A 23,362-nucleotide genomic window follows, 5' to 3' on the forward strand; every position below is an offset into this window, starting at 1 on the left:
TGTCAGGCCTACATATCCGGCCTGCATATCCGGCCTGCATGTCAGGGCCGCATGTGACCTGCATGTCAGGCCTGGGCGCGTGCCGCCGCCGCGGCTGCGGCGGGAAGAGCACGCTCGATGAGCTCCAACTCCTCGTCACCGTGCGCAGCGGTGAGGAACCAGGCCTCGAACACGCTCGGCGGGAGTGCCACGCCCTGCTCACGCATGGAATGGAAGAACGGCGCATACCGGAACGATTCCTGCGCCTGGGCCTCCGCGTAGTCCCGCGGAGCCGATGCACGGAAGGACGCGTTGAACAGATTCCCGGCCTTCGCGACGGCGTGCGTCACTCCGGCGTCCGACAGCGCGGCGTCGAGCGCGCGGGAGAGCCGCTCGGATGCCGCATCGATCTTCTCGTATACGTCCGGCGTCGCGAGGCGCAGCGTCGCCAGCCCCGCCGCCACCGAGAGCGGATTGCCCGAGAGAGTACCCGCCTGGTACACGGGACCGAGGGGAGCCAGCAGCTCCATGACCTCCGCACGGCCGCCGAGCGCGGCCAACGGCATCCCGCCGCCGACGACCTTGCCGAAGGTGACGATGTCGGGCAGGTACTCCTCGCCGCTCTGCGCCTGCAGTCCCCAGAAACCGGCAGGGTGCACGCGGAAACCGGTCAGCACCTCGTCGAGGATCATGAGCGCGCCATGCGCGTGCGCTGTCTCGGCGATGAGCCGGTTGAATCCCGGCAGCGGCGCCACGACGCCCATGTTCGCCGCCGATGCCTCGACGATCACGGCGGCGATCCGGTCGCCGTGCTCCGCGAAGACCGCGGCGAGCGCGTCGGGATCGTTGTAACCGATCACCAGCGTCTGGGCTGCGACGGGCGCCGGCACCCCGGCCGATCCCGGCAGCGCCAGCGTGGCGACACCCGATCCGGCCTCGGCCAGCAGTCCGTCGGAGTGGCCGTGATAGTGGCCGGAGAACTTCACCAGCAGATCACGGCCGGTTGCACCACGCGCCAGCCGGATCGCCGTCATCGTCGCCTCGGTGCCGGTCGACACCAGGCGCACCCGCTCCACGGGGCGCGCATCGCCGAAACGCACGCGGTCGACGATCAGGGCTGCCAGCTCGACCTCCCCCTCGGTCGGCGCTCCGAAAGACAGTCCGCGAGCGGCCGCTTCCTGCACGGCGGCGACGACCTCCGGATGCGCATGCCCCAGGAGCGCGGGACCCCACGATGCCACCAGGTCGACGTACTCGACACCGGCGGCATCCGTCACCCTCGCCCCGGCCGCGGACGCGAGGAAGCGGGGTATGCCGCCGACGGAGCCGTACGCGCGCACCGGAGAGTTCACTCCCCCGGGCGTCACCGCGCGGGCGGCGGCGAACAGGTCGTCATTGCGATCGGTCATGACACTCCTCCGAGAGGTGACGGGCGGATGGGACGGGGCGGGCGGATGGGGCGGGGCGGGGCCGGCAGACGGGGGCGGGACGGGCAGTCGGAGGCGGGACGGGACGGGGCGGGCGGATGGGGCGGGGCGGGGCCGGCAGACGGGGGCGGGACGGGCGGAACGGGGCGGGGCGGGCAGACGGGGCGGGCAGCCGGTGGATGGGGCGGACGGGTGATCCGGTGTGCCACTCAGCCGCGCAGCCAGCGCGCGGCCTCGGTCGCCCAGTAGGTGAGCACGGCGTCGGCGCCCGCACGGCGGATCGACAGCAGCGTCTCCAGGACGATGGCTCGACGGTCGATCCAGCCGTTCGCGGCTGCGGCTTCGACCATCGCGTACTCACCGGACACCTGGTACGCCCACACCGGGATCTGCACGGCGTCACGTACCTCGCGGAGCACGTCGAGGAACGCCATCGCTGGCTTCACCATCACGATGTCCGCGCCCTCGGCCTCATCGACGACAGCCTCGCGCACCCCCTCACGCCGATTGCCCGGATCGAGCTGGTACGTGCGGCGGTCGCCCTTCAGCTGCGAGTCGACAGCCTCGCGGAACGGACCGTAGAACGCACTGGCATACTTCGCGGCGTAACCGAGGAGCAGCGTGTCGGAGAAACCCTCAGCGTCGAGCGCGGCCCTCAGGTGCGCCACCTGGCCGTCCATCATGCCCGACAACCCCAGCAGCTGGGAGCCGGCACGGGCCTGCGCGAGCGCCATGGCGGCGTAGCGTTCGAGGGTCGCGTCGTTGTCGACGCTTCCGTCGTCCGCGAGCACGCCGCAGTGGCCGTGGTCGGTGAACTCGTCGAGGCACAGATCGGTCTGCACGACGAGTGCGTCGCCGACCTCTCGCGAAAGCAGCTCGGTCGCCACGTTCAGGATGCCGCGCGGATCGTCCGCGCCCGACCCGCGCGCATCGCGGACGGCAGGGACGCCGAACAGCATCACGCCGCCGACCCCGGCTTCTGCAGCCTCGACGGAGGCGGCGCGCAGCGAGTCGAGGGAGTGCTGCATCACGCCCGGCATGGAGCCGATCGGGGTGGGCTCGTCGACACCCTCGCGAACGAACACGGGCAGCACGAGCTGCCTCGGCTCGAGCGAGGTCTCACGCACGAGATCGCGCACGGCGGGCGACTGCCGCAACCGGCGCAGGCGGGTCTGCGGGAAGCTCACGGCGCGAACTCGTCTGCCGCGTGCGGAAGCGTGAAGTGCGAGACGGCGTCGATGAGAGCATCCACGGTCTGACGGTCGGCGACCACCGAGATGGGCAGCCCTGCCTTGCGGGCGTCCCGTGCGGTGCGCGGTCCGATCGCCGCGAGCAGCGTCTCCTCGGGGATGTCGGGGAACTGCTCGCGAACCTGCTCCGCGACCGACCCGCTCGTGATCAGGATCGCGTTGATGCGGCCGTTCTGCACGTCGCGCAGGATGCGCTCCGTCACGGGAACGCCGACCGTGCGGTACGCCACGACGCTGTCCACGTGATGCCCGGCCTTCAGCAGCGACTTCGTCAGCACGGGCTTGGCGATCTCGCTGCGGAGCGTGAGGATGCGCCGCGGTTCCGGCTCTAGCGCGATCAGCTGGTGCGCCATGCCCTCGGCCGAGTTGTCCTGGGCGGGGACAAGAGCGACCTCGTATCCGACGGCCTGAAGGGCCGCGGCCGTGGTCTCCCCGACGGCCGCGATCTTCGTCGTGGAGGGGACGACCGCCCGGTGCGCGTACAGCACGTCGACGGTGGTCGCGCTCGTGATGGTCAGCCAGTCGTACTCGCCCGCCGCGAGCTTGGCGAGGGCCGCGTCGAGCGCAGCCTGATCGGTCGTCGGGGCGAAATTGATGAGGGGCGCGACGACGGGCACCGCGCCCTGCGCGCGAAGACTCGCTGCGACGCCGTCGCCCCAGGGCCCCCCGCGGGGCACCAGGATGCGCCAGCCGTCCAGCGGCTTGTCGTGCTTCGAATTGGTCATGAGGAACGCTCTCGGGAGACGAGGTCAGCCGCCCCTTGATCGAGCAGCCGACGGGCAAGAGTCAACCCGAGCTCGCGTGCTGCGTGCATCGGGTCTGCACCATCGGCAGTATCCGCTCCATTGCCACTGCCGTTCCGACGAATATACTCCCCGTTCACCGGCTCTGTGACGTCGAGGCCCACTCGTTGTGCTCCGTCGGGCGCATACACTACGGTACGCACTCGCACCGACTCGCCGGAGACGGCCGCGTGCGCGGCCATCGGAGCCTGACATCCGGCATCCAGCCCCTCCAGCACGCCGCGCTCCACCGTCACCGCCAGCCGGGTCTCGGTGTCGTCGAGTCCGCGCAGCGCGGCGAGCAGATCCGGATCGACGTCGTCCCGTGTCTCCACGGCCAAAGCCCCCTGGCCGGGTGCCGTCGGCCACTCGGCGAGCCCGAGCTCCTCGCGGCGCAGCGGAGAGTCCGCACCGAGCCGGGAGAGCCCCGCCGCCGCCAGGATCACGGCATCCAGCTCACCCGAGGCCACGCGCGCGAGCCGCGAGTCCACGTTGCCGCGGATGTCGACGACCTCCGCACGAGGCGCCCGTCGGTGCACCTGGGCGATGCGCCGCGGCGACCCCGTCCCGACGCGGGCGCCGGGCGGGAGCTCGTGCAGCGGCCGGCCGTCGCGCGTGATCACGACGTCGCGCGGGTCTTCGCGGACAGGCGTCGCGGCGATGATCAGGCCGTCGGGCTGAGCTGTGGGGAGGTCCTTGAGCGAGTGCACCAGGAAGTCGCACTCCCCCGCGAGCAGCTCCTCGCGGAGTCGGGTGGCGAAGATGCCCTGTCCGCCGATCTCCGACAGCGATGCGCGGTTCGTGTCGCCCTCGCTCGTGATCGGGACGAGTTCGACGGGGACTCCGGTGAGCTTCTCGAGAGCGGCGGCGACATGACCGGACTGCGCCTGCGCGAGCGCGCTGCGTCGAGTGCCGAGTCGTATCGGGGTGGACCGGCGGAGGGAGGTGGTCATGGCGTCTACTGCAGCACGTCCGCGATCTCGTCGAACCGGAGCCTGCGCCCCGTGTAGAAGGGCACCTCCTCCTTCACGTATCGCCGGGCGTCGGTGTAGCGCAGATCGCGCATGAGGTCGACGAGCTCGGTGACGTCGTCCGCCTCCAGCGGCAGCAGCCACTCGTAGTCGCCGAGCGCGAAGGCTGCGACAGTGTTCGCGATCACGCCGGTGAACGCAGCGCCCTTGCGGCCGTGGTCGGCGAGCATCGCGCGACGCTCCTCTTCGGGCGCGAGGTACCACTCCGGCGTGCGGACGAACGGATAGAGGCACAGCCAGTCCTTCGGCGCGACGCCGCGCAGGAAGCCCGGGACGTGCTGGCGGTTGAACTCCGCGTCGCGGTGCACGCCCATGACGCTCCATACCGGGAGCAGGGGGCGCAGCAGTTCCGTGCGGCGCAGGCGGCGCAGGGCCTTCTGCAGTTCCTCGGCCGTGTCGCCGTGCAGCCAGACCATGAGGTCGGCATCCGCCTTGAGTCCTGACACGTCGTAGAAGCCGCGAATGGTCACGCCGGAGTCCTCGATGTACGAGACGATCGTCTCGAGTTCGGTGGAGTCGGCCTCGGTCACCGCGACGTCGGGATTGCGTCGCCAGACCGCCCAGAGGGTGAATCCGGACGGGTTCTCTTCGCGCTCTTCGGACATGCGTCCAGTCTGCCCCCTTTACCTGAAGGGTGCGAATTCGTGCCGGTCAGCGCGCGATGGCGCGTGCGATCGCCCACACTGCGCCGCCGACGACGGCTGCGAGGCCGACGGCCGCGGCGATCGCCCCGACCGGGTTGTCGTCGGCGAAGCGGCGGGCCTTGGCTGCGGCCCGCATGGAGGCCTTCTCGATGCGGCGCGGGAAGTTCGCCTTGACCTCGATCGCCGCGAGCGCCGCCTTGAGCTCGGCACGGGCGGCGGCCACCGGGTCGGTCACCCCCGCGGGGACCACGGTCTTCGGCAGCGTGCTGTCAGAGTTCGTCATCGCCCGAGCCCTTCGCGATCTTGATGTCGGTGGCCACGGCCTGCGCGGGGTTCTCCCGCGCCAGCACCTTGCGGAACTTCAGGATGCCGAGCAGGGCGAACACGAGCACGGCGAGGATCAGGATGCCGAACACGGCCAGTGCCGACAGCCAGACCGGCCACCACGACGACAGGCCGGCGATGGCGAAGACGAGGATCACCGGCACAGCCCAGAACAGGAAGAACAGGGCGACGAGGAACCAGACGGATCCGATGCCGGCATCCTTCGCGGTGCGCGAGACCCAGGTCTTGGCCGCGTCGATCTCGGCCTTGACGAGGTTGGTGATCAGCTCGGGCAGGTCGCCGAGCAGCGTGAGAAGGCTGTCGTCGGCGCGGTCGCGCTGGCCCGTTCCCCGGGGCACTCCGATCCCCGCCATGTCACTTCCCGGTTCGGGCGCCGGACCCGGAGGACTTCGGCTCTGTGGCCTTCGGTGCTGCGGCCTTCGGTGCTGCGGTCTTGGGCGCAGTGGTCTTCTTCGCCGCTGCCCTCTTCGCTTCGGCGACCGCGTCTCCCGTCGCCTGGGCGACGTCTTCGGCAGTGTCACGCCCCGTGGCGATCGCGGAGTCGAGGCGCTGACCCGGCGTTCCGTTGCCGCTGACCGTCTTCGCGATCTTCACGGCGCCGTTCCACAGCGCACCGGGCACCGCGGCAGCCTTGTCGCCGACGAAATCCTTGACCTTCGACACCTGCTCCTGCACGGGATCGAGGTGCCAGACCTTGAGCCACTGCGTCTTGATCTGCTCGTAGCGCTCATGTCCGGCGCGGGTGCCGAGCACGTATCCCACGCCGAGTCCGACGACGAGTCCGATCTTCCCCTTCATGGGGTCTCCTCACGTTGTTCCGGTGTGGACGCCTGGTGGCGTACCGGCGGTTCGGAACCGCCGACCAGGTACCCAGAGTAACCCCATATGCCGAGTTCGGCATCTACTCCGGAGGGGGTTGACAGATACGGCGTCGCCGCGCTCATGGCTGCTCTGCACGCACCCCGAGGGCCGACTCGAAGACCCCGCGCACGACGGGTCCCGAGGCGGGGGTCAGTGCCAGAGCAGACCGCGACGAAGGCGATCCGCCTCTGCCGTCGCGTCGGGGATGACCTGAGCGAGGCCGGTCCCGGCGAGCCATGCTCCGACCGCGGCGAGCCCTGGCACCGAATGCACGGCGTCGCGTGCGGCCGCGCGACGCTCAGCCGCACCGATGATCGACGCGGGCTGCGACTGCACGAATCGGGCGCGATGCGATGCGATGACGGCGTCCCGGTCGAGCGCGACTCCGAGCAGGGCGGATGCCTCACGCACGGCGAGGCGCGTGGCGGCCTCGTCGTCGAGCGCAGCGGTCGCCGCCGGCTCCCCCTGCGCTCCGAACGACACGCGCACGACATGGCGACCACCCGCGGCGTCCGCCACCCACCGCCACTTCACGCTGGAGTGGGTGAGCGCCTTGGCCGTGTGGCTCCCCGGCACCGTCAACACGCCCGTGCCGCGGGGGGCGCCGTCGAGTTGCGGGGCGTGCAGCAGCAGCGTCACGATCTCGATCTGCGGCGCCTCAGCCTCCGCCGTCGCGGCGAGAGCGGGCACGACGGACGCGAGCAGTCGACGTGCCGTGGTCTCGTCGACCGCGACGACGACGGCATCCGCCGAGAACGTCTCGTTCGCGGGCCCGGTGGGGAGAGCGTCGGCATCCGGCGCGGTATCCGGTTCGGCGCCCGGTCCGGCGCTCGGCGCAGCGCTCGGCGCAGTACCCCGCTCGGCGTTCGGCGCGGCGCCCGGCGCGGCGCCCGGCCCGGCGTTCGGCGCGGCGCCCGGCGCGGGTGGGAAGGTCTCGAGGTGCGGCTCGGCAATGATCGTCCAGGTGTCGCCGTCGCGTCGGACCTCGTGGACCGCTACGCCGGTGCGCACGCGTGCGCCCAGCTTCTCGAGGTCGCCCACCAGCGCGTCGACGAGTCCGCTCATGCCGCCGTCGAGCCCTTCGACCGCCGCTCCCGGGGTCGTGCGTCGCGCGGCGTTCTCGTCGCGGAGCACCTGCACCGCTCCGGAGAGGGAGCCGACCCTGGTGAGTGCGGCGTTCAGGCCCGGTGCGGCGACGTCGACGTCGACATCCTCCGGCGCTGCCGAGTACACCCCGGTGGTGACGGGGGCGACAAGCCGGTCGCGCACCTTGGCGCCCATGCGGGACGAGACGAGCTTGCCGAGGCTGTGGTTGTGCCCGATCGTGAGCGGCGGACGTACCCGATCGAGATACGCGCGCCACGTGCCCGACCAGCCGAGGATACGGCGCACATCCTCTTGGAACGGATTGGCGGGGATGCCGAGCACACCGCCTGCGGGGAGCGGCGCGGCCCCGACTCCGGGGATGCCGGCGAGCCATGCTCCACCGGCCGCGGGCGTCACGACCTTGTCGGCGAGTCCGAGCTCGGCGACGAGTGCGCGGACGTGGCCGCCCTTCGTCGCGAAGCTCTCGGCGCCGGCATCCACGACGACGCCGTCCAGTTCGGCTCGGCGGATCGCGCCGCCGACGGCATCCGCCGCCTCCAGCAGCGTGACCCTCATGCCGACCTTCGCGCACTCGCGGGCGGCGACGAGCCCTCCGATGCCGCCGCCGATGACGACGACGTGCGTCCGGGCAGCGCGGGCGGCGAGTTCTGCGGGCTCAGCGGTCATACCCTCAATCCTGTCAGGCATCCGCTGCGGTAACCCCCCGGAGACCTCGCCCCCGCCGGAGTCACTGCGCGTGGGCGAACTCGACGATGCGGGTGAGCTGATCGGGGTCGGTCTCGGGCGGCACACCGTGGCCCAGGTTGAGGATGTGCGCGCGCGCCGCGCGGCCGCGCTGGAGCACCTCGCGCACATGCGTCTCGAGCACAGGCCAGGGCGCGGCGAGCAGAGCGGGATCGATGTTGCCCTGCACGGTCGTCTCCTGCCCGACCACCGCGGTTGCCTCATCGAGCGGTTGACGCCAGTCGACGCCCACGGCATCCGCGACGCCGCCGAGACGCATGTCGGCGAGGAAGGGCCCGGTGCCGACGCCGAAGTGGATCGTCGGGATGCCGATGCCATCGAGCGCGGCCCGCGAGTGGGGCGCGACGAACCGGCGGTAGTCGGCGGGGCTGAGCGACCCTGCCCATGAATCGAAGAGCTGCACGGCGGATGCTCCCGCATCACGCTGCACCTCGAGGAAGCGCCGAGACACACGGGACAGCCACGCGGCGAGGCGGTTCCAGGACTCCGGGTCCGCGTGCATCATGGCGCGTGCCCGCAGATGCTCCTTCGATGGTCCCCCCTCGACGAGGTAGGCGGCGAGCGTGAACGGGGCGCCGGCGAAACCGATGAGCGGCACGTCGCCGAGCTCAGCGGTGACGAGATGCACGGCCTCGGCGATGGCCGAGCCGTCGAGGTCGGCCGGGTCGATGGCCGTGATGCGGTCGACGTCGTCGGCGGTGCGCACGGGCTGTGCGAACACCGGTCCGCGGCCCGGCTCGATCTCGACCGCCACGCCGGCGAGGCGCAGGGGGATCACGATGTCGCTGAAGAACACGGCCGCGTCGACGCCGTGGCGACGCACCGGCTGCAGCGTGATCTCCGCCGCGAGATCGGGAGTGAGGCAGGCGTCGAGCATCCGCGTGCCCACCCGCAGTTCGCGGTACTCCGGCAGCGAGCGGCCGGCCTGACGCATGAACCAGACGGGCGTCTGCGCGGGACGGTCGCCGGCGAGGGCGCGGAGCAGCGGGGCATCGGAGAGGGGCATGCCCCCATCCTCCCATCCGGGTTCTATGAGAACGCCGGTCGCTCACGAGGCAGGACGGTAGTCCCTCCGGCAGTCCGTCCGGCACCCCCTCCCCGCACCTCGGGTAGAATCGACACGTGCTGCTGTGTGTGACGGCGAGTCACAAGACCGCCTCCTTCGAGTTGCTCGAACGCTTGAGCCGCACCCCCGATGACGTCGCCACCACCCTCGTGGGCACGACGCCGTGCGTTCAGGGTGCGGTCGTGCTGGCGACGTGCAACCGCTTCGAGGCGTACGTGGAGATCGACGAGTCCGCCTCCGTCGATGCCGCAGCAGGCACAGGAGCTGTGCTCGAAGCGGTCGAAGCCGCGACCGGCGTTCCGGCATCCGATCTCGACGGGGCGTACGCCGTGCACTCGGGGCGCCGCGTCGCAGAGCACCTCTTCTCCGTCGCGTCCGGTCTCGAGTCCGTCGTCTCGGGCGAGGGCGAGATCGCCGGGCAGGTGCGTCGCGCCCTGACGGCGGCACGCAAGGAGGGCACGACCTCCCCCGAACTGGAGCGCCTCTTCCAGCGGGCCAGCCAGGCGCAGCGCAAGGTCAAGAACGTCACGGCGCTCAGCCGTGCCGGCCGCTCGCTCGTGCGTCTCGCGCTCGAGCTGGCCGACAGCCGCATCGCGGACTGGTCCGCCGAGCGAGTGCTGCTGGTCGGCACCGGCGCGTACGCCGCCGTGACGCTCGCGACGCTGCGCGAACGCGGCGCACAGGACATCTCCGTGTACTCTCCGTCCGGCCGCGCCAAGGTCTTCGCCGCGAAGCACGGCATCCGAGCCGTCCCCGCCGACGCGTACGCCGCCACGGCTGCTCGGTCGTCGCTGCTCATCACCTGCACGTCCTCCGCGGAGCCGGTGCTCGGCCCCGAACAGCTGCAGCGCCCGACGGGAGAAGCCGCGATCGGGTGCCCGGTGGGCGCGCACAGCCAGCTGGTCATCGACCTTGGCATGCCGCGCAACGTCGACCCCGCCGTCGCGACTCTCGAAGGCGTGGCGCTGCTCGATCTCGAGACCATCCGCCTGCACGCGCCGCTCGAAGAGCTGCAGGCGACGGATGCCGCGCGGAGCGTCGTGCGCGAGGCAGCAAGCGCCTTCCACCTCGTCGGCGCGCGGCAGAGCGTGACGCCGTCGGTCGTGGCCCTGCGCTCGCACATCTTCTCCCTGCTGGAGACCGAGATCGACCGTGCCCGCGCGCGCGGAGACGAAGACGGCAAGGTCGAGCAGGCGCTCCGGCATCTGGTCGGCGTGCTGCTGCACACTCCCACCGTTCGGGCGCACGAGCTGGCGGCGGCCGGCCGTGCCGACGAGTTCACGGCGGCGATCGGCACCCTCTACGGCATCGAGCCGGAGGCGCCGGCGGCAGACGCGGCATCCGCCAGCGCCTGACACGCCGGGCCCGGTTCGCCCTCACGCCTGCTCGCGGTCTCCCGCGCCTGCTCGCGCCTCCCTCGCCTGCTCGGGCCTCCGCTCTTCCTCCACATCGGGGCGCTCCGCGGCGTCTTCCACAGACCCCGGCGGAAGTGACGACATCCACGCACGCGACCGCGCGCACTGCATATCGTCGATCGAGTGACGCCGGCATCACGGCGGCGCAGAATGGGGAGATGCTCATGTCGCCTGATGTCGTCGCGATGATCATCGCGCTCTTCGCGTTCAGCGTGACGGTGCTCGGCGGGGTCAGCGCCATGCTGACGCGGCAATCACACGCGCTAGAGGCACGGTTCGACAAGGTCGACGCCCGATTCGAGAAAGTCGACGATCGCTTCGACCAGGTCCACGCCGACATCGTCGACACGAAGGTTGCGATCGCGCGGCTGGAGGGTCCGGCTCCGCGCCTTCAACGTCCCTGAGGGCGACCCTCTCAACGCCCCTGAGGGCGACCCGCCCCCGCTCCATCGACCCTCACGACACCTCGCTACCCCCGCGACCCTCACCGCTCCACATCCGCGGTGCCAGACTGGAACCATGGCCCTTCACATCACCGGCGAGACCGCCGCCGACGACCTGGTCACCGACAACCCGCTGGCACTGCTGGTCGGGATGCTGCTCGACCAGCAGGTGCGGTAGCCATGTATACAGCGGACGCGGAGATACCGAGGAATCTCGCTGGTCCGGCCTCGCCGACCACTCCCGTCCCTCTCGCTGTGCAGTCATCGCTCGACATGTGTGGATTCAGCGCTGCGCATGTCACGCCTGTCTGGCGAAACTCTGCGGGAGGTCTGACCTTCTCCGTCGCCAGCGGCGGACAGGGGCGGCCGATCGACTTCTACGCGAAGTGGAATCCGATCACGACGGGAGAATCGCTGACGCAGGAGGCTGAGAGACTGCGCTGGATCGAACGACGCCACCCCGCGCCGGTCGTTGCCGAGCTGACCTGCGCGGAGCACGAGGAAGTGCTCCTCACGCACGCGCTCCCCGGCGATTCGGCCGTCGCCTCGCGGTGGCGAGATGACCCGGCGACCGCGCTCCGCGCACTCGGCGTCGGCCTGCGACGCCTGCATGACCTTCCCATCGATGAGTGCCCCTTCGACTGGCGGGTGGATCATCGGATCCGTTCGAGACGGATGACGGCGGGCGCCCTCGAGGAGCCCCCACCGGTTGACAAGCTCGTGCTCTGCCAGGGTGATCCGTGCGCTCCGAACACTCTGCTCGCCGATGACGGGTCGTTCCTCGCACACGTCGATCTCGCTCGGCTCGGCGTAGCCGATCGGTGGGCCGATCTCGCGGTGATGACGATGTCTCTCGCTTGGAACTATCGAGAGTACGACGAGGCGGTCTTCTGGGCCGCATACGGCGCGGAGCCAGACCCGTTGCGCATCGATTACTACAGACAGTTGTGGAACGCGGAGTAGCCGCACGCCGCGATCGACCCCAGTGCCACAATGGACGCATGCCTGCCCTGCACATCACCGGAGACACCGCCGCCGACGCGCTCCTCAGCGACAACCCGCTCGCACTCCTTGTCGGGATGCTTCTGGACCAGCAGGTGCCCATGGAGACCGCTTTCGCCGGACCGCTCAAGATCCAGCAGCGCACGGGGGCGACGGATGCCGCGAGCATCGCGGCGATGGATCCGGACGAGTTCCTCGAGGCCTTCCGGCAGTCGCCCGCCGTGCACCGCTTCCCCGGATCGATGGCCGCGCGGGTGCAGACCCTGTGCCAGGCGATCGTCGATGACTGGGGCGGAGACGCGTCCGCGCTGTGGACCGAGGGCGAACCGAACGGCGCCGAGGTGCTCGCTCGACTGAAGAAGCTGCCCGGATTCGGCGAGCAGAAGGCGAAGATCTTCCTCGCGCTGCTCGGCAAGCAATACGGCTTCACGGGCGACGGGTGGCGCGAAGCCTCAGCGCCCTATGGCGAGGAGGGCTCCTTCCGCAGCGTCGCCGACATCGTGTCGCCCGAGTCGCTCGCCAAGGTCCGCGAGCACAAGAAGGCGATGAAGGCCGCGGCCAAGGCCGCCGGATGAAGCCGCAGCTGACCGTCACGTCATGACTGGTCTCGCGCTCTGCCGCCGAAACCCCCGGCCCGTACGCCGAGACCCCCACCTGTCGCCGAGGCCCGCAGGTGCAGCCATGGGCCTCAGCGATGGGCGGGGGTCTCGAGAACGACCTGCCGGGCTCAGGCTCCCTTGAGGCGCTCCGAGAGGTATGCGTGCAGCGCGTCGATCGAGATGCGCTCCTGCGCCATGGTGTCGCGGTCACGCACGGTGACGGCGCGGTCGTCGAGCGAGTCGAAGTCGACGGTGACGCAGAACGGCGTGCCGATCTCGTCCTGACGGCGGTACCGGCGACCGATCGCCCCGGCGTCGTCGAAGTCGACGGCCCACGAGCCGCGCAAGGCGTCGGCGACCTCGCGTGCGAGCGGAGACAGCTTCTCGTTGCGGCTCAGGGGCAGCACGGCCGCCTTCACCGGAGCCAGACGCGGGTCGAGAGCGAGCACCGTGCGCACGTCGGTGCCGCCCTTGGCGTTCGGCACCTCCTCCTCGCGGTAGGCGTCGACGAGGAAGGCCATCATCGAGCGCGTCAGGCCGAACGAGGGCTCGATCACGTACGGCGTGTACCGCTCGCCCGTCGCCTGGTCGAAGTAGGTGAGACCCTGCCCCGATGCCTCGGTGTGACTCGACAGGTCGTAGTCGGTGCGGTTCGCGATGCCCATGAGCTCGCCCCACTCCTTGCCGGGGAAGCCGAAGCGGTACTCGACGTCGATGGTGCCCGCCGAGTAGTGCGCACGGTCCTCCTCGGGAACGTCGAAGCGCCGCATGTTGTCGGGGTCGATACCGAGGTCGATGAACCAGTTCCAGCAGGCCTCGACCCAGTGCTCGAACCACTCCTGCGCCTCGGCGGGCGGCGTGAAGTACTCGATCTCCATCTGCTCGAACTCACGCGTGCGGAAGATGAAGTTGCCCGGCGTGATCTCGTTCCGGAACGCCTTGCCGACCTGACCGATGCCGAACGGCGGCTTCTTGCGCGAGGCGGTGAGCACGTTGGAGAAGTTCACGAAGATGCCCTGCGCGGTCTCGGGGCGCAGGTAGTACAGCCCCGACTCGTCGTCGACGACGCCGAGGTAGGTCTTCACGAGTCCCGAGAAGTCCTTGGGCTCGGTGTACTGCCCCTTCGTGCCGCAGTTGGGGCAGGGCACGTCGGCGAGACCGTTCTCGGCCTTGCGGCCCTTGCGCGCCTCGAAGTCCTCGATGAGGTTGTCGGCACGGAAGCGCTTGTGGCAGCTGAGGCACTCGACCAGGGGGTCCGTGAACGTCGCGACGTGGCCGGAGGCCTCCCACACGCGCTTGGGGAGGATGATCGACGAGTCCAGGCCCACCATGTCGCCGCGCCCGCGCACGAAGGTCTGCCACCACTGGCGGCGGATGTTCTCCTTCAGCTCCGTGCCGAGGGGTCCGTAGTCCCATGCCGAACGGGATCCCCCGTAGATCTCACCCGCCTGGAACACGAACCCGCGGTGGCGGGCGAGGGCGATGACCTTGTCAAGACGGGACTGTTCGGCCACGGTGGCTCCAATGGTCGGATGCGGGTGAGAGACCCGTGAACACGGGCATGCCAATCCTATCTCCGACGCCCTTCCGGCATGTCCGATGCCGGCGGCATGCTGGAGGCATGGAACAACGCGTGAGCTTCATCACCCTCGCCGTCGCCGACGTCGCCCGCACCCGAGCCTTCTACGTCGACGGCCTCGGATGGCAGCCGATCTTCGAGGCCGACGACGTGCTCATGCTGCCCGTCGCCGACCGCGTCATCCTGTCGTTGTGGAGCGTGGAGGGCTTCACCGCCGAGATCGGTGAGGCACCGGCATCCGGCATCGCGCCGATCACGCTCGCGCACAACCTCGCCACCGAGGCCGAGGTCGACGCCGTGCTCGCCGAGGCCGAGGCGCTGGGAGCGGCGGTGTCGCCTGCGACCAAACGCGAGTGGGGCGGCTACTCGGGATATTTCGCCGATCCCGACGGGTTCCGATGGGAGATCGCGGTCAATCCGGGCGACACCGGTGCGTTCGTGCTGCCGCCCGCCTGACGTGTTTCGGTCGCCCGCCTGACCTGCCTCGGTGAGCCGCCTGACCTACTCGGTGAGCCGGCTGTCCCGCCCTACTCGGTGAAGAGGTATCCGCGTTCCACGTCGAAGCCCGCGATCCGCAGCCCGCGTCCGAGCAGCTCCTCCATCTCGGCGCGCAGCCGCAGGCGCCACTCGTGCGCGGCATCGGCATCCGACACTCGCATCGACTCGATGTCCGACGGGATGGCGAGTGTCGCGACGACGGCGTCGGATGCCGGGGGCTTGGCGATGTCGGCGAGAGCCCATTCGACGTCCAGCCGATCGCTCTCGTCTCCCGCGTCGCCGCCCCCGAAGATGCCGTAGCGGTTGACCGAGTAACCCGTGACCCTGGCACCGAGCACCGTGAGGAAGAAGTGCGCGTTGCGCGCGACGAGCGGGTCATAGGTCCAGGTGATGCGGCCGACCTCGCGGGAGAACGCCCACTGACGCTGGTGCTCCTTGAGCTCGCGGCCCCAGCCGCGCCCGCGGTACTCGGGCAGGAGCGCCGTGATGTGCGAGTGCATGGCCCGCCGGCCAGGCTCGCCGAAGAACGCGATCGACGCGCCGACCATCCGCTCCTCACCGCCCTCGTCGTCGAAGAGTCCGACGACGTAGTTGCCCGATTGCTGCAGCGCCCTCAGGGTGCCGGCGTCGATGACACGCTCGGGGCCGCGGATGGAGTCCAGCAGCGATTGGGCGTCGAGGATGAGTTCTACGGTGTCGAGGTCGCGGATGGTTCGCACCCTCCCAGTCTGTCCCTGATCCCGCCCGACGCGAAACCCGACGCGTCCCTCGCCTCCCGCGCGCTCCCGCACACGCTCCGGCCACGGCGGAGTACCGTCGGATGATGGGCACTCCACAGAACACGAGTGAGAACGACCACCACGACACGCGATTCTTCGGGCAGCCGTGGGCTCTCGTGCACATCTTCGGCGTGGAGATGTGGGAGCGATTCAGCTTCTACGGCATGCAGGGCATCCTGCTCATCTACCTGTACTACTCGGCAACGCAGGGCGGACTCGGCATCCCCGAGACAGTCGCGGGCGGCATCGTGGGGGCGTACGGCGGCGCGGTGTACCTGTCGACGATCCTCGGGGCGTGGCTCGCCGACCGCCTCCTCGGTTCGGAGCGCGTGCTGTTCTTCAGCGCGATCGTCATCGTGGCCGGTCACCTCGCTCTCGCCCTGCTGCCGGGGGCGCTCGGCGTCGGAGTCGGTCTCGTGCTCGTGGCTCTCGGCTCCGGCGGGCTCAAGGCCAATGCCACGTCGGTGGTGGGCACTCTCTACAGCGCAGACGACACGAGGCGGGATGCCGGCTTCTCGCTGTTCTACCTCGGGATCAACCTCGGCGCGTTCCTCGGGCCGATCCTCACCGGGCTTCTGCAGTCCACCCTGGGATTCCACTACGGGTTCGGCCTCGCGGCCATCGGGATGACGCTGGGACTCGTGCAGTACGCGTTCGGCCGACGCGGACTCCCCGACGACGCACGGCGCGTGCCGAATCCGCTGCCTGCGTCGAGGCGCCCGCTCGTGTGGGGCATCGCCGCCGCCGGGGTCGTCGTCATCACGCTGCTCGTGCTGCTCGGCGTGATCCGCGCGGACAACCTCTCGACCATCGTCATCATCGGGACGCTCGTCGCTGCGGTCGCGTACTTCGCGGTGATCCTCTCCAGCCGTCGCATCGATCGGACGGAACGGTCCCGCGTCTGGGCCTTCCTGCCGCTGTTCGTCACGAGCGTGGCGTTCTGGTCGCTGTATCAGCAGCAGTTCACGGTGCTCACGGTGTACTCCGACAAGCGTCTGGACCGCAACCTCTTCGGATGGGAGATGCCGGTCTCGTGGGTGCAGTCCATCAACCCCGTGTTCATCATCGTTCTGTCCGGGGTGTTCGCTGTCATCTGGACGCGTCTGGGAACGAGGCAGCCGTCGACACCCGTGAAGTTCGCGCTCGGGGCGATGGTGATGGGCGCCGCGTTCCTCCTGTTCCTCCCCTTCGCGGGCGGCGGTGAGAACTCGACGCCGCTGCTGGCCGTCGTCGGCATCCTGCTCGTGTTCACGATCGCCGAGCTGCTCATCTCCCCGGTCGGCCTGTCGGTGACGACCAAGCTGGCGCCTGCCGCGTTCCACACGCAGATGGTCGCGCTGTTCTTCTTGTCCGTCGCCCTCGGGACCGCGATCTCGGGCTGGCTGACCCGGTTCTACGACCCGGCGAACGAGGTGCCGTACTTCTCTGTTCTCGGCGGCATCGCCGTGGTCGTCGGTCTGGGACTGCTCGCGTCGGCACGCCCCGTCCTGCGGCTCATGAAGGGCGTGAGCTGAGTTCTCGCGGGTCAGGGTCGTCGGGGCGCGGCGGCCGCAGCCGCGGCGGGATCGGCCACGGCAACACGTACTGTGCGGTGGCCGGTCGGCTCATGTCGCCGAAATCGTCGGCCTTCACCACGATGCGCCCGGGGACGCCACCCTCGTCGGGAGTCGCCTCGACGATCCGCACCCGAAGCGGCCGGGCGCCCTCACCCTCGCCTTCGCCTTCGCCCTCGCCCTCGCCCTCGCCCTCGCCCTCGCCCTCGCCCTCGAGGATCCACGGGTCGGCGAGCCACGCGATGCCCCTCTCTTCGAGGGCCGCCTCGGCGTCCAGCCATTCGCCCGCAGCGGATGCCGTGCGGCCGAGCACATCCACGGCGACCCACTCGTCCCCCTCGGGACGGATCCAGCCGAGGAGCTCTCCATCGTCGCGGCGGTGCGGGGTCCAGTCTGCGTGCGGCATCCGTCGATGCTAACGCGCGGACGAGGGCTGCGCCGGGCGGACGCCGTACGGACCGGCCGTCGCGATCAGTGCGTGTACTCCATCAGCTCGACCCCGAGCACCCGGAACGCGTCGTGCGCCCGCAGCCGGTGCGTGATCGACAGGTCGTCGAAGCACACGATGAGCGCATAGCCGACGCCTGCGCGCGGCCCGGCCAGGACTCCGGCTTCGGCGCGCACACCGCGATCGCGTCCGGTCTTGTTGACGAATAGGAGCCCGTGAGGGTCGTGGTCGTGGGCGAACGGGTCGAGCCCGGTGGACGCTGCGACCAGGCTGAGGTCGTGGTTGAGGCTCAGCCACTCGGCCACCTGCGCGCTCACGGCCGCATCGACGACCTGCGAGTTGACGAGGGCTGAGAAGAGTCCGGCCAGTTCGCGCGCCGAGCCGACCGCGACGTGCGGCGCATCGTCGGGACCGCGCTGGTCGCGGAATCGGTCGAGCAGCGCCGTGCGGCGGAGTCCGAGCGACTCGATGCGCGCGCGGACGCGATCGTGGCCGACACGCTGCAGAAGAGCGTTCGCGGCCACCGGATCACCGGCCGCCGCGGCGAGCACCGCGAGGTCTTCGAGGGGTAGCGCCGGCGCGTGCAGATGCCGCCAGACCCCGGAGGTCGTCACGGGCTCGACCGTCGACCGGTCGACGATCTCGAGCGGGTCGAGCGTCCCTTCGCCGAACGCGGCGGCCACCTCGATGAGCAGCGGAACCACGCCGAGCCCGGCGACGGGCATGGTCACATGGTCATCGCCCGCCAGCACGTGCACGTGGCTGTCGAGATCGACGACGTGCACCGAGACCTGCGCCCCCGAGTCGGCGAGTTGTTCGAGCGCCCGCAGGGTGGAGGTGAAGGACCGTCGCCCTGCAGCGGCCCGACGGGGCAGGCGCCGGCTGGTGCGCTGCGACCGTCGCCCGTCTCCCGCGCGCTCGGCGCCGTGGGCCTGCCCATCGGCGCCGGCCCCCGGCACCACGGAGTTCTGAGGCCCGTCTACAGGCTCGTGAGCGCCCACGCGTGATCCTTACAGGGGTGTGGATGGACGGGATGCCGCGGGCTGAGCTGCGAGCGGCAGGGCTATCGTAACCCCGCCCGATGAGCGGGCCCCACAGAGTGCGGAAATCGGGTCAGCCGACGTCGTCGACGACCCGGGGCGGACGCCCGCCCGTCGCCGCAGACTTCACCAGATGGTCACTCGGGACTCTCGCGGCAGCCACAGCGCGTCCGACTCCGTGACACCGAACGCGTCGTAGAACGCGTCGATGTTCCGCACGATCTGGTTGCACCGGAACTCGTTCGGGGAGTGCGGGTCGATCGTGAGCAGGCGCAGCGTCTCGGCCTCGCGGCTCTTCTGTTGCCATACCTGCGCCCACGAGAGGAGGAGCCGCTGAACGCCTGTGTAGCCGTCGATGACAGGGGCTTCCTTCCCCCCGAGCGACAGCTCATAAGCCTTCAACGCGATGCCGAGACCGCCGAGATCTCCGATGTTCTCGCCGATGGTGAGCGCACCGTTGACGTGGTGCTCGGGGTCCAGCCCCTCGGGCACGAGGGCGTCGTACTGCGCGATGAGCGCCTTCGTTCGCTCCTCGAAAGCCGTGCGATCGGCATCCGTCCACCAGTCCTGGAGGCGGCCGTCGCCGTCGTAGCGGCTGCCCTGGTCGTCGAACCCATGACCGATCTCGTGGCCGATCACGGCGCCGATCCCGCCGTAGTTCGCCGCCGCGTCGCGTGAGGCGTCGAAGAACGGGTACTGCAGGATGGCAGCCGGGAACACGATCTCGTTCATGAGCGGGTTGTAGTAGGCGTTGACCATCTGCGGCGGCATGTACCACTCGGTGCGGTCGATCGGCTTGCCGACCTTGTCGACGTTGCGGTCGTGCTCGAAGATCGCCGCCCGCCGCACGTTCCCCAGCAGATCTTCGCGATCGATCGTGAGAGCGGAGTAGTCACGCCACACCTCGGGGTGACCGATCTTCGGCGTGAACGCGTCGAGCTTGGCGAGAGCCCGCTCACGCGTTTCGGCGGTCATCCAGTCGAGCTGCGCGATGCTCTGCCGGTAGGCCTCGATGAGGTTGCCGACCAGCTCGTCCATCGCGGCCTTGGCCGTCGGAGGGTAGTGACGCTCGACGTACACCTTGCCGATGGCTTCGCCCAGCGCGCCCTCGGTCACCGAGACGCCGCGCTTCCAGCGCTCGCGGATCGTCGGCACTCCGGTGAGCTCGGTGCCGTAGAACGAGAAGTTCTCCTGCACGATGTCGTCGGTGAGGTACGGCGCCGCCGAGTGGACGACCTGTGCGCGCAGCCACGCCTTCCAGTCGTCGAGCCTGGCGTCGGTCAGCAGGGTGCCGAGCCCCTCGATGAAGCTGGGCTGGTACACCACGACCTCGTCGAACGCGGAGGGGTTGCTCGGAGCCACGGCGTCGCGCCACGGCGCGAGGTCGACTCCCGCGAGCGCCTGCAGTTCGTCCCAGCTCTTGAGGTTGTACGTCTCGACCGCGTCGCGGCTGCGCACGTTGTCCCAGTGGTGGCCTGCCAGCTCGGTCTCCAGCGCGATCGACCGTTCGGTGTCGCCTGCGGCATCCGCCACGCCCACGAGGGTGAGCAGGCGCTCGAGATGAGCACGGTACGTCGATCGGGTGCCCTCGAATGTGTCGAGACGGTAGTAGCTCTCATCGGGGAGGGAGAGTCCCGACTGCACGACGAACGGCACATAGCGCTCGGGGTTGCCAGGATCGGGCTCGATGTACAGGCCGATCAGGTGGGCGCGTCCGTCACGGTCGTACGTGCCCACGGTGCGGAGGAACGCAGGGATGCTGTCGATCGCGTCGATCTCGGCCAAGGTGCCGGCGAGCGGGGTGACGCCGGCCGCAGCGATGCGCTCGGTGTCCATGAAGCTCGCGAAGAGGTCGCCGATCTTGCGCGCGAGGGTGCCCTCTTCGGCGTTCTGCGACTCCTCGATGATCGCCCTGACGTCTTTCTCGGCCTGCTCGGCGAGCAGGTGGAACGAGCCCCAGCGCGCCTTGTCGCCCGGGATCTCGGTGCGTGCGAGCCATTCGCCGTTGACGTGGCGGTACAGGTCGTCTTGCGGGCGGATGTCGGAGCTGAACTCGTCGATGGCCAGGCCAGAGGGAAGCACGTCGGTCATGCGACCAGCCTAGGACCACCCCTCCGACATCGCGGCGGCCGTGTCATTCGGGCGGGCTCACGCACTCCGTCGCAACAGCCGCGGGCTCGGCCGGCACCGCGGGCTCAGCAGGCGCCGCGGGCTCGGTCGGCACCGCGGGCCCAGCCGGCACCGCGGGCTCAGTGGCGACGGCGGAGACGGAAGCGGCGTCGCTTCGGCGGCTCCGGCGGGGCCGAGGCGGCACGAGCCGCTCGCCGCGCACTCCACGCGACCACCTCCGCCTCGACGTCGCGCGGCGCGGTGACCACGGGAGGCCCGCCGAGGAGCTGCCGCCTCGCCTCGATCACGCGCCGGTTGAAGTCCTCGAGCACCTCGCGCACGTCGCTCTCGCGGGTGAGGAGGTCGAGCTGGTCGTCGAGCTCGCGGTCTTCGACGCGGAGGAGCAGGGCCGGAGGGCCGAGGCCGGTCAGGTTCTCCGTCTCGATCTTCCGCCGGATCCACCAGTCCGGGTCGTGGTGATCTCCCAATCCGGGGATCGGCTTGCCCGCACCGGGCAGGTTGTCGAAATCGCCGCGGCGGATCGCGACCTGGATCGCGCTCTCGACGTACGCGGCGCGGTCGACGGCTGCGGCGGCTCCAGGCGGGATGCCCTCATCGGCATCCCGCTCACCGCGTCGGCGCGCGAGATACCGGGCGGCGGCCTCTCGTGGATCGCTCATGCTGCACCTCCGGTGATTCCAGCGTACGTCGGCACGCGCCGACGCGGCCCGCTCGCCCGGGACATCCTGCCGCGGCGATGTCGGCGGACGGAGCGACGTCGGCGGCCTCCCCTAGGCTCGGAAGGTGACCGCGCGCGCCTCCTTGAACCGAGAGATCCTGCGCCTCGCCGTGCCCGCGCTCGGCGCGCTGATCGCGGAGCCCGCCTTCCTCATCGTCGACGCGGCCCTGGTGGGTCACCTCGGCACAGTGCCGCTCGCGGGGCTCGGAATCGCCAGCGCGGTGCTGCAGACCGTGGTCGGCCTGATGGTGTTCCTCGCCTACTCGACGACACCAGCCGTCGCGCGGAGGTACGGAGCGGGAGAGCCGGGCGAGGCGGTCTCCGTCGGCATCAACGGCATGTGGCTCGCGCTGGGCCTCGGCGCGGTGCTCGCGGTGATCGGCGCCGTGTCCACGCCGTGGCTCGTCTCGCTCTTCGGCGCGGGCGACGCCGTGGCGGCACAGGCCGGCGACTACCTCATCATCTCGATGTGGGGGCTCCCCGCCATGCTGATCGTGTTCGCGGCGACAGGGCTGCTGCGGGGCATGCAGGACACCGTGACGCCGCTGTGGATCGCCGGGCTCGGATTCGGCGCGAACGCGCTGCTCAACTACCTCTTCATCTACGGCCTCGGCTGGGGGATCGCCGGCTCGGCTGCCGGCACCGTCGCGGCGCAGTGGGGCATGGTGGCCGCGTACGTGGTCGTCGTGCGTCGCCTGGCCGACCGTCACGACGCCTCACTGCGCGCGCACGGTGACGGCCTCCGCCGCACGGCTCGCTCGGGGGGCTGGCTGTTCCTCCGCACCGTCAGCCTGCGCGTCGCGCTCCTCGCGACCGTCGGCGTCGCCACCGGCATCGGCACGCGGGAGCTCGCCGGATGGCAGATCGTCTTCACCATCTTCTCGGCGGCCGCGTTCGCGCTCGACGCGCTGGCCATCGCGGCACAGGCGCTGATCGGCAAAGAGCTCGGCGCCGGCGACGACGCGCAGGTACGGCGCGTCCTCGGGCGGACGGTGGCGTGGGGCGCGTGGTTCGGGGTCGTGGTCGGCGTCCTCATCGCCGCGTCGTCCGGCGTGCTCGGCTTCGTGTTCACCGGCGACGCGGAGGTGTCCGGCCTCGTTCAGCCGGCGCTCGTCGTGCTGGCGGTCGCGCAGCCCATCGCCGGGGTGGTGTTCGTGCTCGACGGCGTGCTCATGGGCGCGAACGACGCCCGCTACCTAGCGATCGCGGGCATCGTGAACCTCGTGCCGTTCCTGCCCTCGCTGTGGATCATCTCGGCGACCGGGGTCGACGGCGCGACCGGCCTGATCTGGCTCTCCGTGGCATTCTTCGGCGTCTACCTGCTGGCGCGGCTGGGCACCCTCGGCTGGCGGGTCAGGTCGGGCCGCTGGGCGCTCGCCGAGGCATGACCCGTCGCACGGACTGCTCCTCCACATTCCCGCTCGACGACGAGTTCTCCACCGGACCGGTATTCATCCGCGACACGCGCCCTCGATCTCCGTATCCCCCTGGCATGGTGTTCCTGCCACCGGAATGATGAAGGGATGCTGACCATGAACGAGCCGCAGGTGTGGACCCTGATCGGCGTCTTCGCCGCGTGCCTGTTCGGCATGCTCACCCTGATGTCCACGATGTTCGCACGCATGCTGCGGGCCGAGGTCGGGAGCGTCCGCACGGAGACCGCAAGCCTCCACAGGGAACTCCGCACCGAGACCGAGAGCATCCGCAGGGAACTCCGCACCGAGACCGAGAGCATCCGCACAGATGCGCGCCGAGATCGGCAACGTCCGCGCCGAGACGGAGAGCCTCCGCACCGAGATACGCGCCGAGTTCAGCGCCCTCGGCCGGCGCCTCGACCGGCTGGACGCAGACATCAGCGCCCTCACGAAGCGCGCGTTCGGCCTGGAACGCGACTGACCCGCGCCGAGCTGGCGCGGCCGCTG

The 23,362-nt window shown here is 70.3% G+C and carries 24 protein-coding genes and 1 pseudogene; 9 read left to right on the forward strand and 16 right to left on the reverse strand.

Features of this window, described 5'->3' with window-relative positions; translation table 11 throughout:
• Positions 1-65: 65 nt before the first annotated feature.
• From hemL to hemE, 10 genes are all read right to left on the reverse strand, one after another.
• The gene (gene hemL, locus AB663_RS02540) at positions 66-1,388 is read right to left on the reverse strand and encodes a glutamate-1-semialdehyde 2,1-aminomutase (protein ID WP_067195487.1); all 1,323 of its coding nucleotides are present in this window, start codon (positions 1,386-1,388) and stop codon (positions 66-68) included.
• Positions 1,389-1,615: 227 nt separating this feature from the next.
• Positions 1,616-2,593, reverse strand: coding sequence for a porphobilinogen synthase (gene hemB, locus AB663_RS02545; RefSeq protein ID WP_067195491.1), 978 nt, complete (start codon positions 2,591-2,593; stop codon positions 1,616-1,618).
• Positions 2,590-3,381, reverse strand: a complete 792-nt coding sequence (locus AB663_RS02550; RefSeq protein WP_067195495.1) for a uroporphyrinogen-III synthase — start codon at positions 3,379-3,381, stop codon at positions 2,590-2,592. Before AB663_RS02550 ends, hemB begins: the two co-directional genes overlap by 4 nt.
• Positions 3,378-4,391: a hydroxymethylbilane synthase gene (gene hemC / locus AB663_RS02555; protein ID WP_067195498.1), complete on the reverse strand. Its 1,014-nt coding sequence runs from the start codon at positions 4,389-4,391 to the stop codon at positions 3,378-3,380. The genes AB663_RS02550 and hemC overlap by 4 nt, the downstream gene beginning before the upstream one ends.
• 5 nt (positions 4,392-4,396) lie before the next feature.
• Positions 4,397-5,074, reverse strand: a complete 678-nt coding sequence (gene hemQ, locus AB663_RS02560; RefSeq protein WP_067195501.1) for a hydrogen peroxide-dependent heme synthase — start codon at positions 5,072-5,074, stop codon at positions 4,397-4,399.
• 46 nt (positions 5,075-5,120) lie between these two features.
• Complete coding sequence (locus AB663_RS02565) at positions 5,121-5,396, reverse strand: hypothetical protein (RefSeq protein ID WP_067195504.1); 276 nt, start codon at positions 5,394-5,396, stop codon at positions 5,121-5,123.
• Positions 5,383-5,811 carry a phage holin family protein gene (locus AB663_RS02570; RefSeq protein WP_067195507.1) on the reverse strand — a complete coding sequence of 143 codons (429 nt, stop codon included), beginning with the start codon at positions 5,809-5,811 and terminating at the stop codon, positions 5,383-5,385. Before AB663_RS02570 ends, AB663_RS02565 begins: the two co-directional genes overlap by 14 nt.
• A 1-nt stretch (position 5,812) precedes the next feature.
• The gene (locus tag AB663_RS02575; RefSeq protein WP_067195510.1) at positions 5,813-6,256 is read right to left on the reverse strand and encodes a hypothetical protein; all 444 of its coding nucleotides are present in this window, start codon (positions 6,254-6,256) and stop codon (positions 5,813-5,815) included.
• Between the two features lie 213 nt (positions 6,257-6,469).
• Positions 6,470-8,092, reverse strand: coding sequence for a protoporphyrinogen/coproporphyrinogen oxidase (locus AB663_RS02580; RefSeq protein ID WP_067195514.1), 1,623 nt, complete (start codon positions 8,090-8,092; stop codon positions 6,470-6,472).
• Between the two features lie 61 nt (positions 8,093-8,153).
• Positions 8,154-9,176 carry a uroporphyrinogen decarboxylase gene (gene hemE / locus AB663_RS02585; RefSeq protein ID WP_067195517.1) on the reverse strand — a complete coding sequence of 341 codons (1,023 nt, stop codon included), beginning with the start codon at positions 9,174-9,176 and terminating at the stop codon, positions 8,154-8,156.
• A 116-nt stretch (positions 9,177-9,292) separates the two neighbouring features.
• On the opposite strand from hemE, the gene AB663_RS02590 reads away from it, so the two are divergent.
• The 5 genes and pseudogenes from AB663_RS02590 (at position 9,293) to AB663_RS02605 (ending at position 12,671) form a co-directional block, all read left to right on the forward strand.
• Complete coding sequence (locus AB663_RS02590; RefSeq protein ID WP_067195520.1) at positions 9,293-10,591, forward strand: glutamyl-tRNA reductase; 1,299 nt, start codon at positions 9,293-9,295, stop codon at positions 10,589-10,591.
• A 218-nt stretch (positions 10,592-10,809) separates the two neighbouring features.
• A complete protein-coding gene (locus AB663_RS02595) occupies positions 10,810-11,055 on the forward strand; it encodes a hypothetical protein (RefSeq protein WP_157540829.1) in 246 nt (81 codons plus the stop codon).
• A gap of 115 nt (positions 11,056-11,170) precedes the next feature.
• Positions 11,171-11,266: pseudogene (locus tag AB663_RS17060) on the forward strand (HhH-GPD-type base excision DNA repair protein); the annotation flags it as partial.
• Between the two features lie 83 nt (positions 11,267-11,349).
• Positions 11,350-12,057 carry an aminoglycoside 3'-phosphotransferase gene (locus tag AB663_RS02600; RefSeq protein ID WP_232304611.1) on the forward strand — a complete coding sequence of 236 codons (708 nt, stop codon included), beginning with the start codon at positions 11,350-11,352 and terminating at the stop codon, positions 12,055-12,057.
• Between the two features lie 38 nt (positions 12,058-12,095).
• Complete coding sequence (locus AB663_RS02605; RefSeq protein WP_067195527.1) at positions 12,096-12,671, forward strand: HhH-GPD-type base excision DNA repair protein; 576 nt, start codon at positions 12,096-12,098, stop codon at positions 12,669-12,671.
• A 152-nt stretch (positions 12,672-12,823) separates the two neighbouring features.
• On the opposite strand, the gene AB663_RS02610 is transcribed toward AB663_RS02605, so the two are convergent.
• Positions 12,824-14,209 (reverse strand): glycine--tRNA ligase, encoded by a 1,386-nt coding sequence (locus AB663_RS02610; RefSeq protein ID WP_067195530.1) that lies wholly within the window; start codon positions 14,207-14,209, stop codon positions 12,824-12,826.
• Between the two features lie 107 nt (positions 14,210-14,316).
• Here AB663_RS02610 and AB663_RS02615 point away from each other — a divergent pair, with 107 nt between their 5' ends.
• Positions 14,317-14,730: a VOC family protein gene (locus AB663_RS02615; RefSeq protein WP_067195533.1), complete on the forward strand. Its 414-nt coding sequence runs from the start codon at positions 14,317-14,319 to the stop codon at positions 14,728-14,730.
• A 71-nt stretch (positions 14,731-14,801) separates the two neighbouring features.
• On the opposite strand, the gene AB663_RS02620 is transcribed toward AB663_RS02615, so the two are convergent.
• The gene (locus tag AB663_RS02620; RefSeq protein ID WP_067195537.1) at positions 14,802-15,491 is read right to left on the reverse strand and encodes a GNAT family N-acetyltransferase; all 690 of its coding nucleotides are present in this window, start codon (positions 15,489-15,491) and stop codon (positions 14,802-14,804) included.
• A 104-nt stretch (positions 15,492-15,595) separates the two neighbouring features.
• Between AB663_RS02620 and AB663_RS02625 the strand changes: the two genes are divergently transcribed.
• Entirely contained in the window at positions 15,596-17,065 is a 1,470-nt protein-coding gene (locus AB663_RS02625) for a peptide MFS transporter (RefSeq protein WP_067202018.1), read from the forward strand.
• On the opposite strand, the gene AB663_RS02630 is transcribed toward AB663_RS02625, so the two are convergent.
• From AB663_RS02630 to AB663_RS02645, 4 genes are all read right to left on the reverse strand, one after another.
• Complete coding sequence (locus AB663_RS02630) at positions 17,046-17,510, reverse strand: hypothetical protein (protein WP_067195541.1); 465 nt, start codon at positions 17,508-17,510, stop codon at positions 17,046-17,048. The genes AB663_RS02625 and AB663_RS02630 overlap by 20 nt on opposite strands.
• Before the next feature lie 65 nt (positions 17,511-17,575).
• The gene (locus AB663_RS02635; protein ID WP_067195544.1) at positions 17,576-18,553 is read right to left on the reverse strand and encodes a serine hydrolase; all 978 of its coding nucleotides are present in this window, start codon (positions 18,551-18,553) and stop codon (positions 17,576-17,578) included.
• A gap of 165 nt (positions 18,554-18,718) precedes the next feature.
• Positions 18,719-20,683, reverse strand: coding sequence for a M13 family metallopeptidase (locus AB663_RS02640; RefSeq protein WP_067195548.1), 1,965 nt, complete (start codon positions 20,681-20,683; stop codon positions 18,719-18,721).
• A 158-nt stretch (positions 20,684-20,841) separates the two neighbouring features.
• Positions 20,842-21,381: a J-domain-containing protein gene (locus AB663_RS02645; protein ID WP_067195552.1), complete on the reverse strand. Its 540-nt coding sequence runs from the start codon at positions 21,379-21,381 to the stop codon at positions 20,842-20,844.
• A 124-nt stretch (positions 21,382-21,505) separates the two neighbouring features.
• On the opposite strand from AB663_RS02645, the gene AB663_RS02650 reads away from it, so the two are divergent.
• The gene (locus tag AB663_RS02650; protein WP_067195556.1) at positions 21,506-22,828 is read left to right on the forward strand and encodes an MATE family efflux transporter; all 1,323 of its coding nucleotides are present in this window, start codon (positions 21,506-21,508) and stop codon (positions 22,826-22,828) included.
• Positions 22,829-23,183: 355 nt separating this feature from the next.
• Positions 23,184-23,336, forward strand: coding sequence for a hypothetical protein (locus AB663_RS17065; RefSeq protein ID WP_157540833.1), 153 nt, complete (start codon positions 23,184-23,186; stop codon positions 23,334-23,336).
• Positions 23,337-23,362: the final 26 nt, after the last annotated feature.

Source organism: Microbacterium sp. XT11 (assembly GCF_001513675.1).
Classification (GTDB): Bacteria; Actinomycetota; Actinomycetes; order Actinomycetales; family Microbacteriaceae; genus Microbacterium.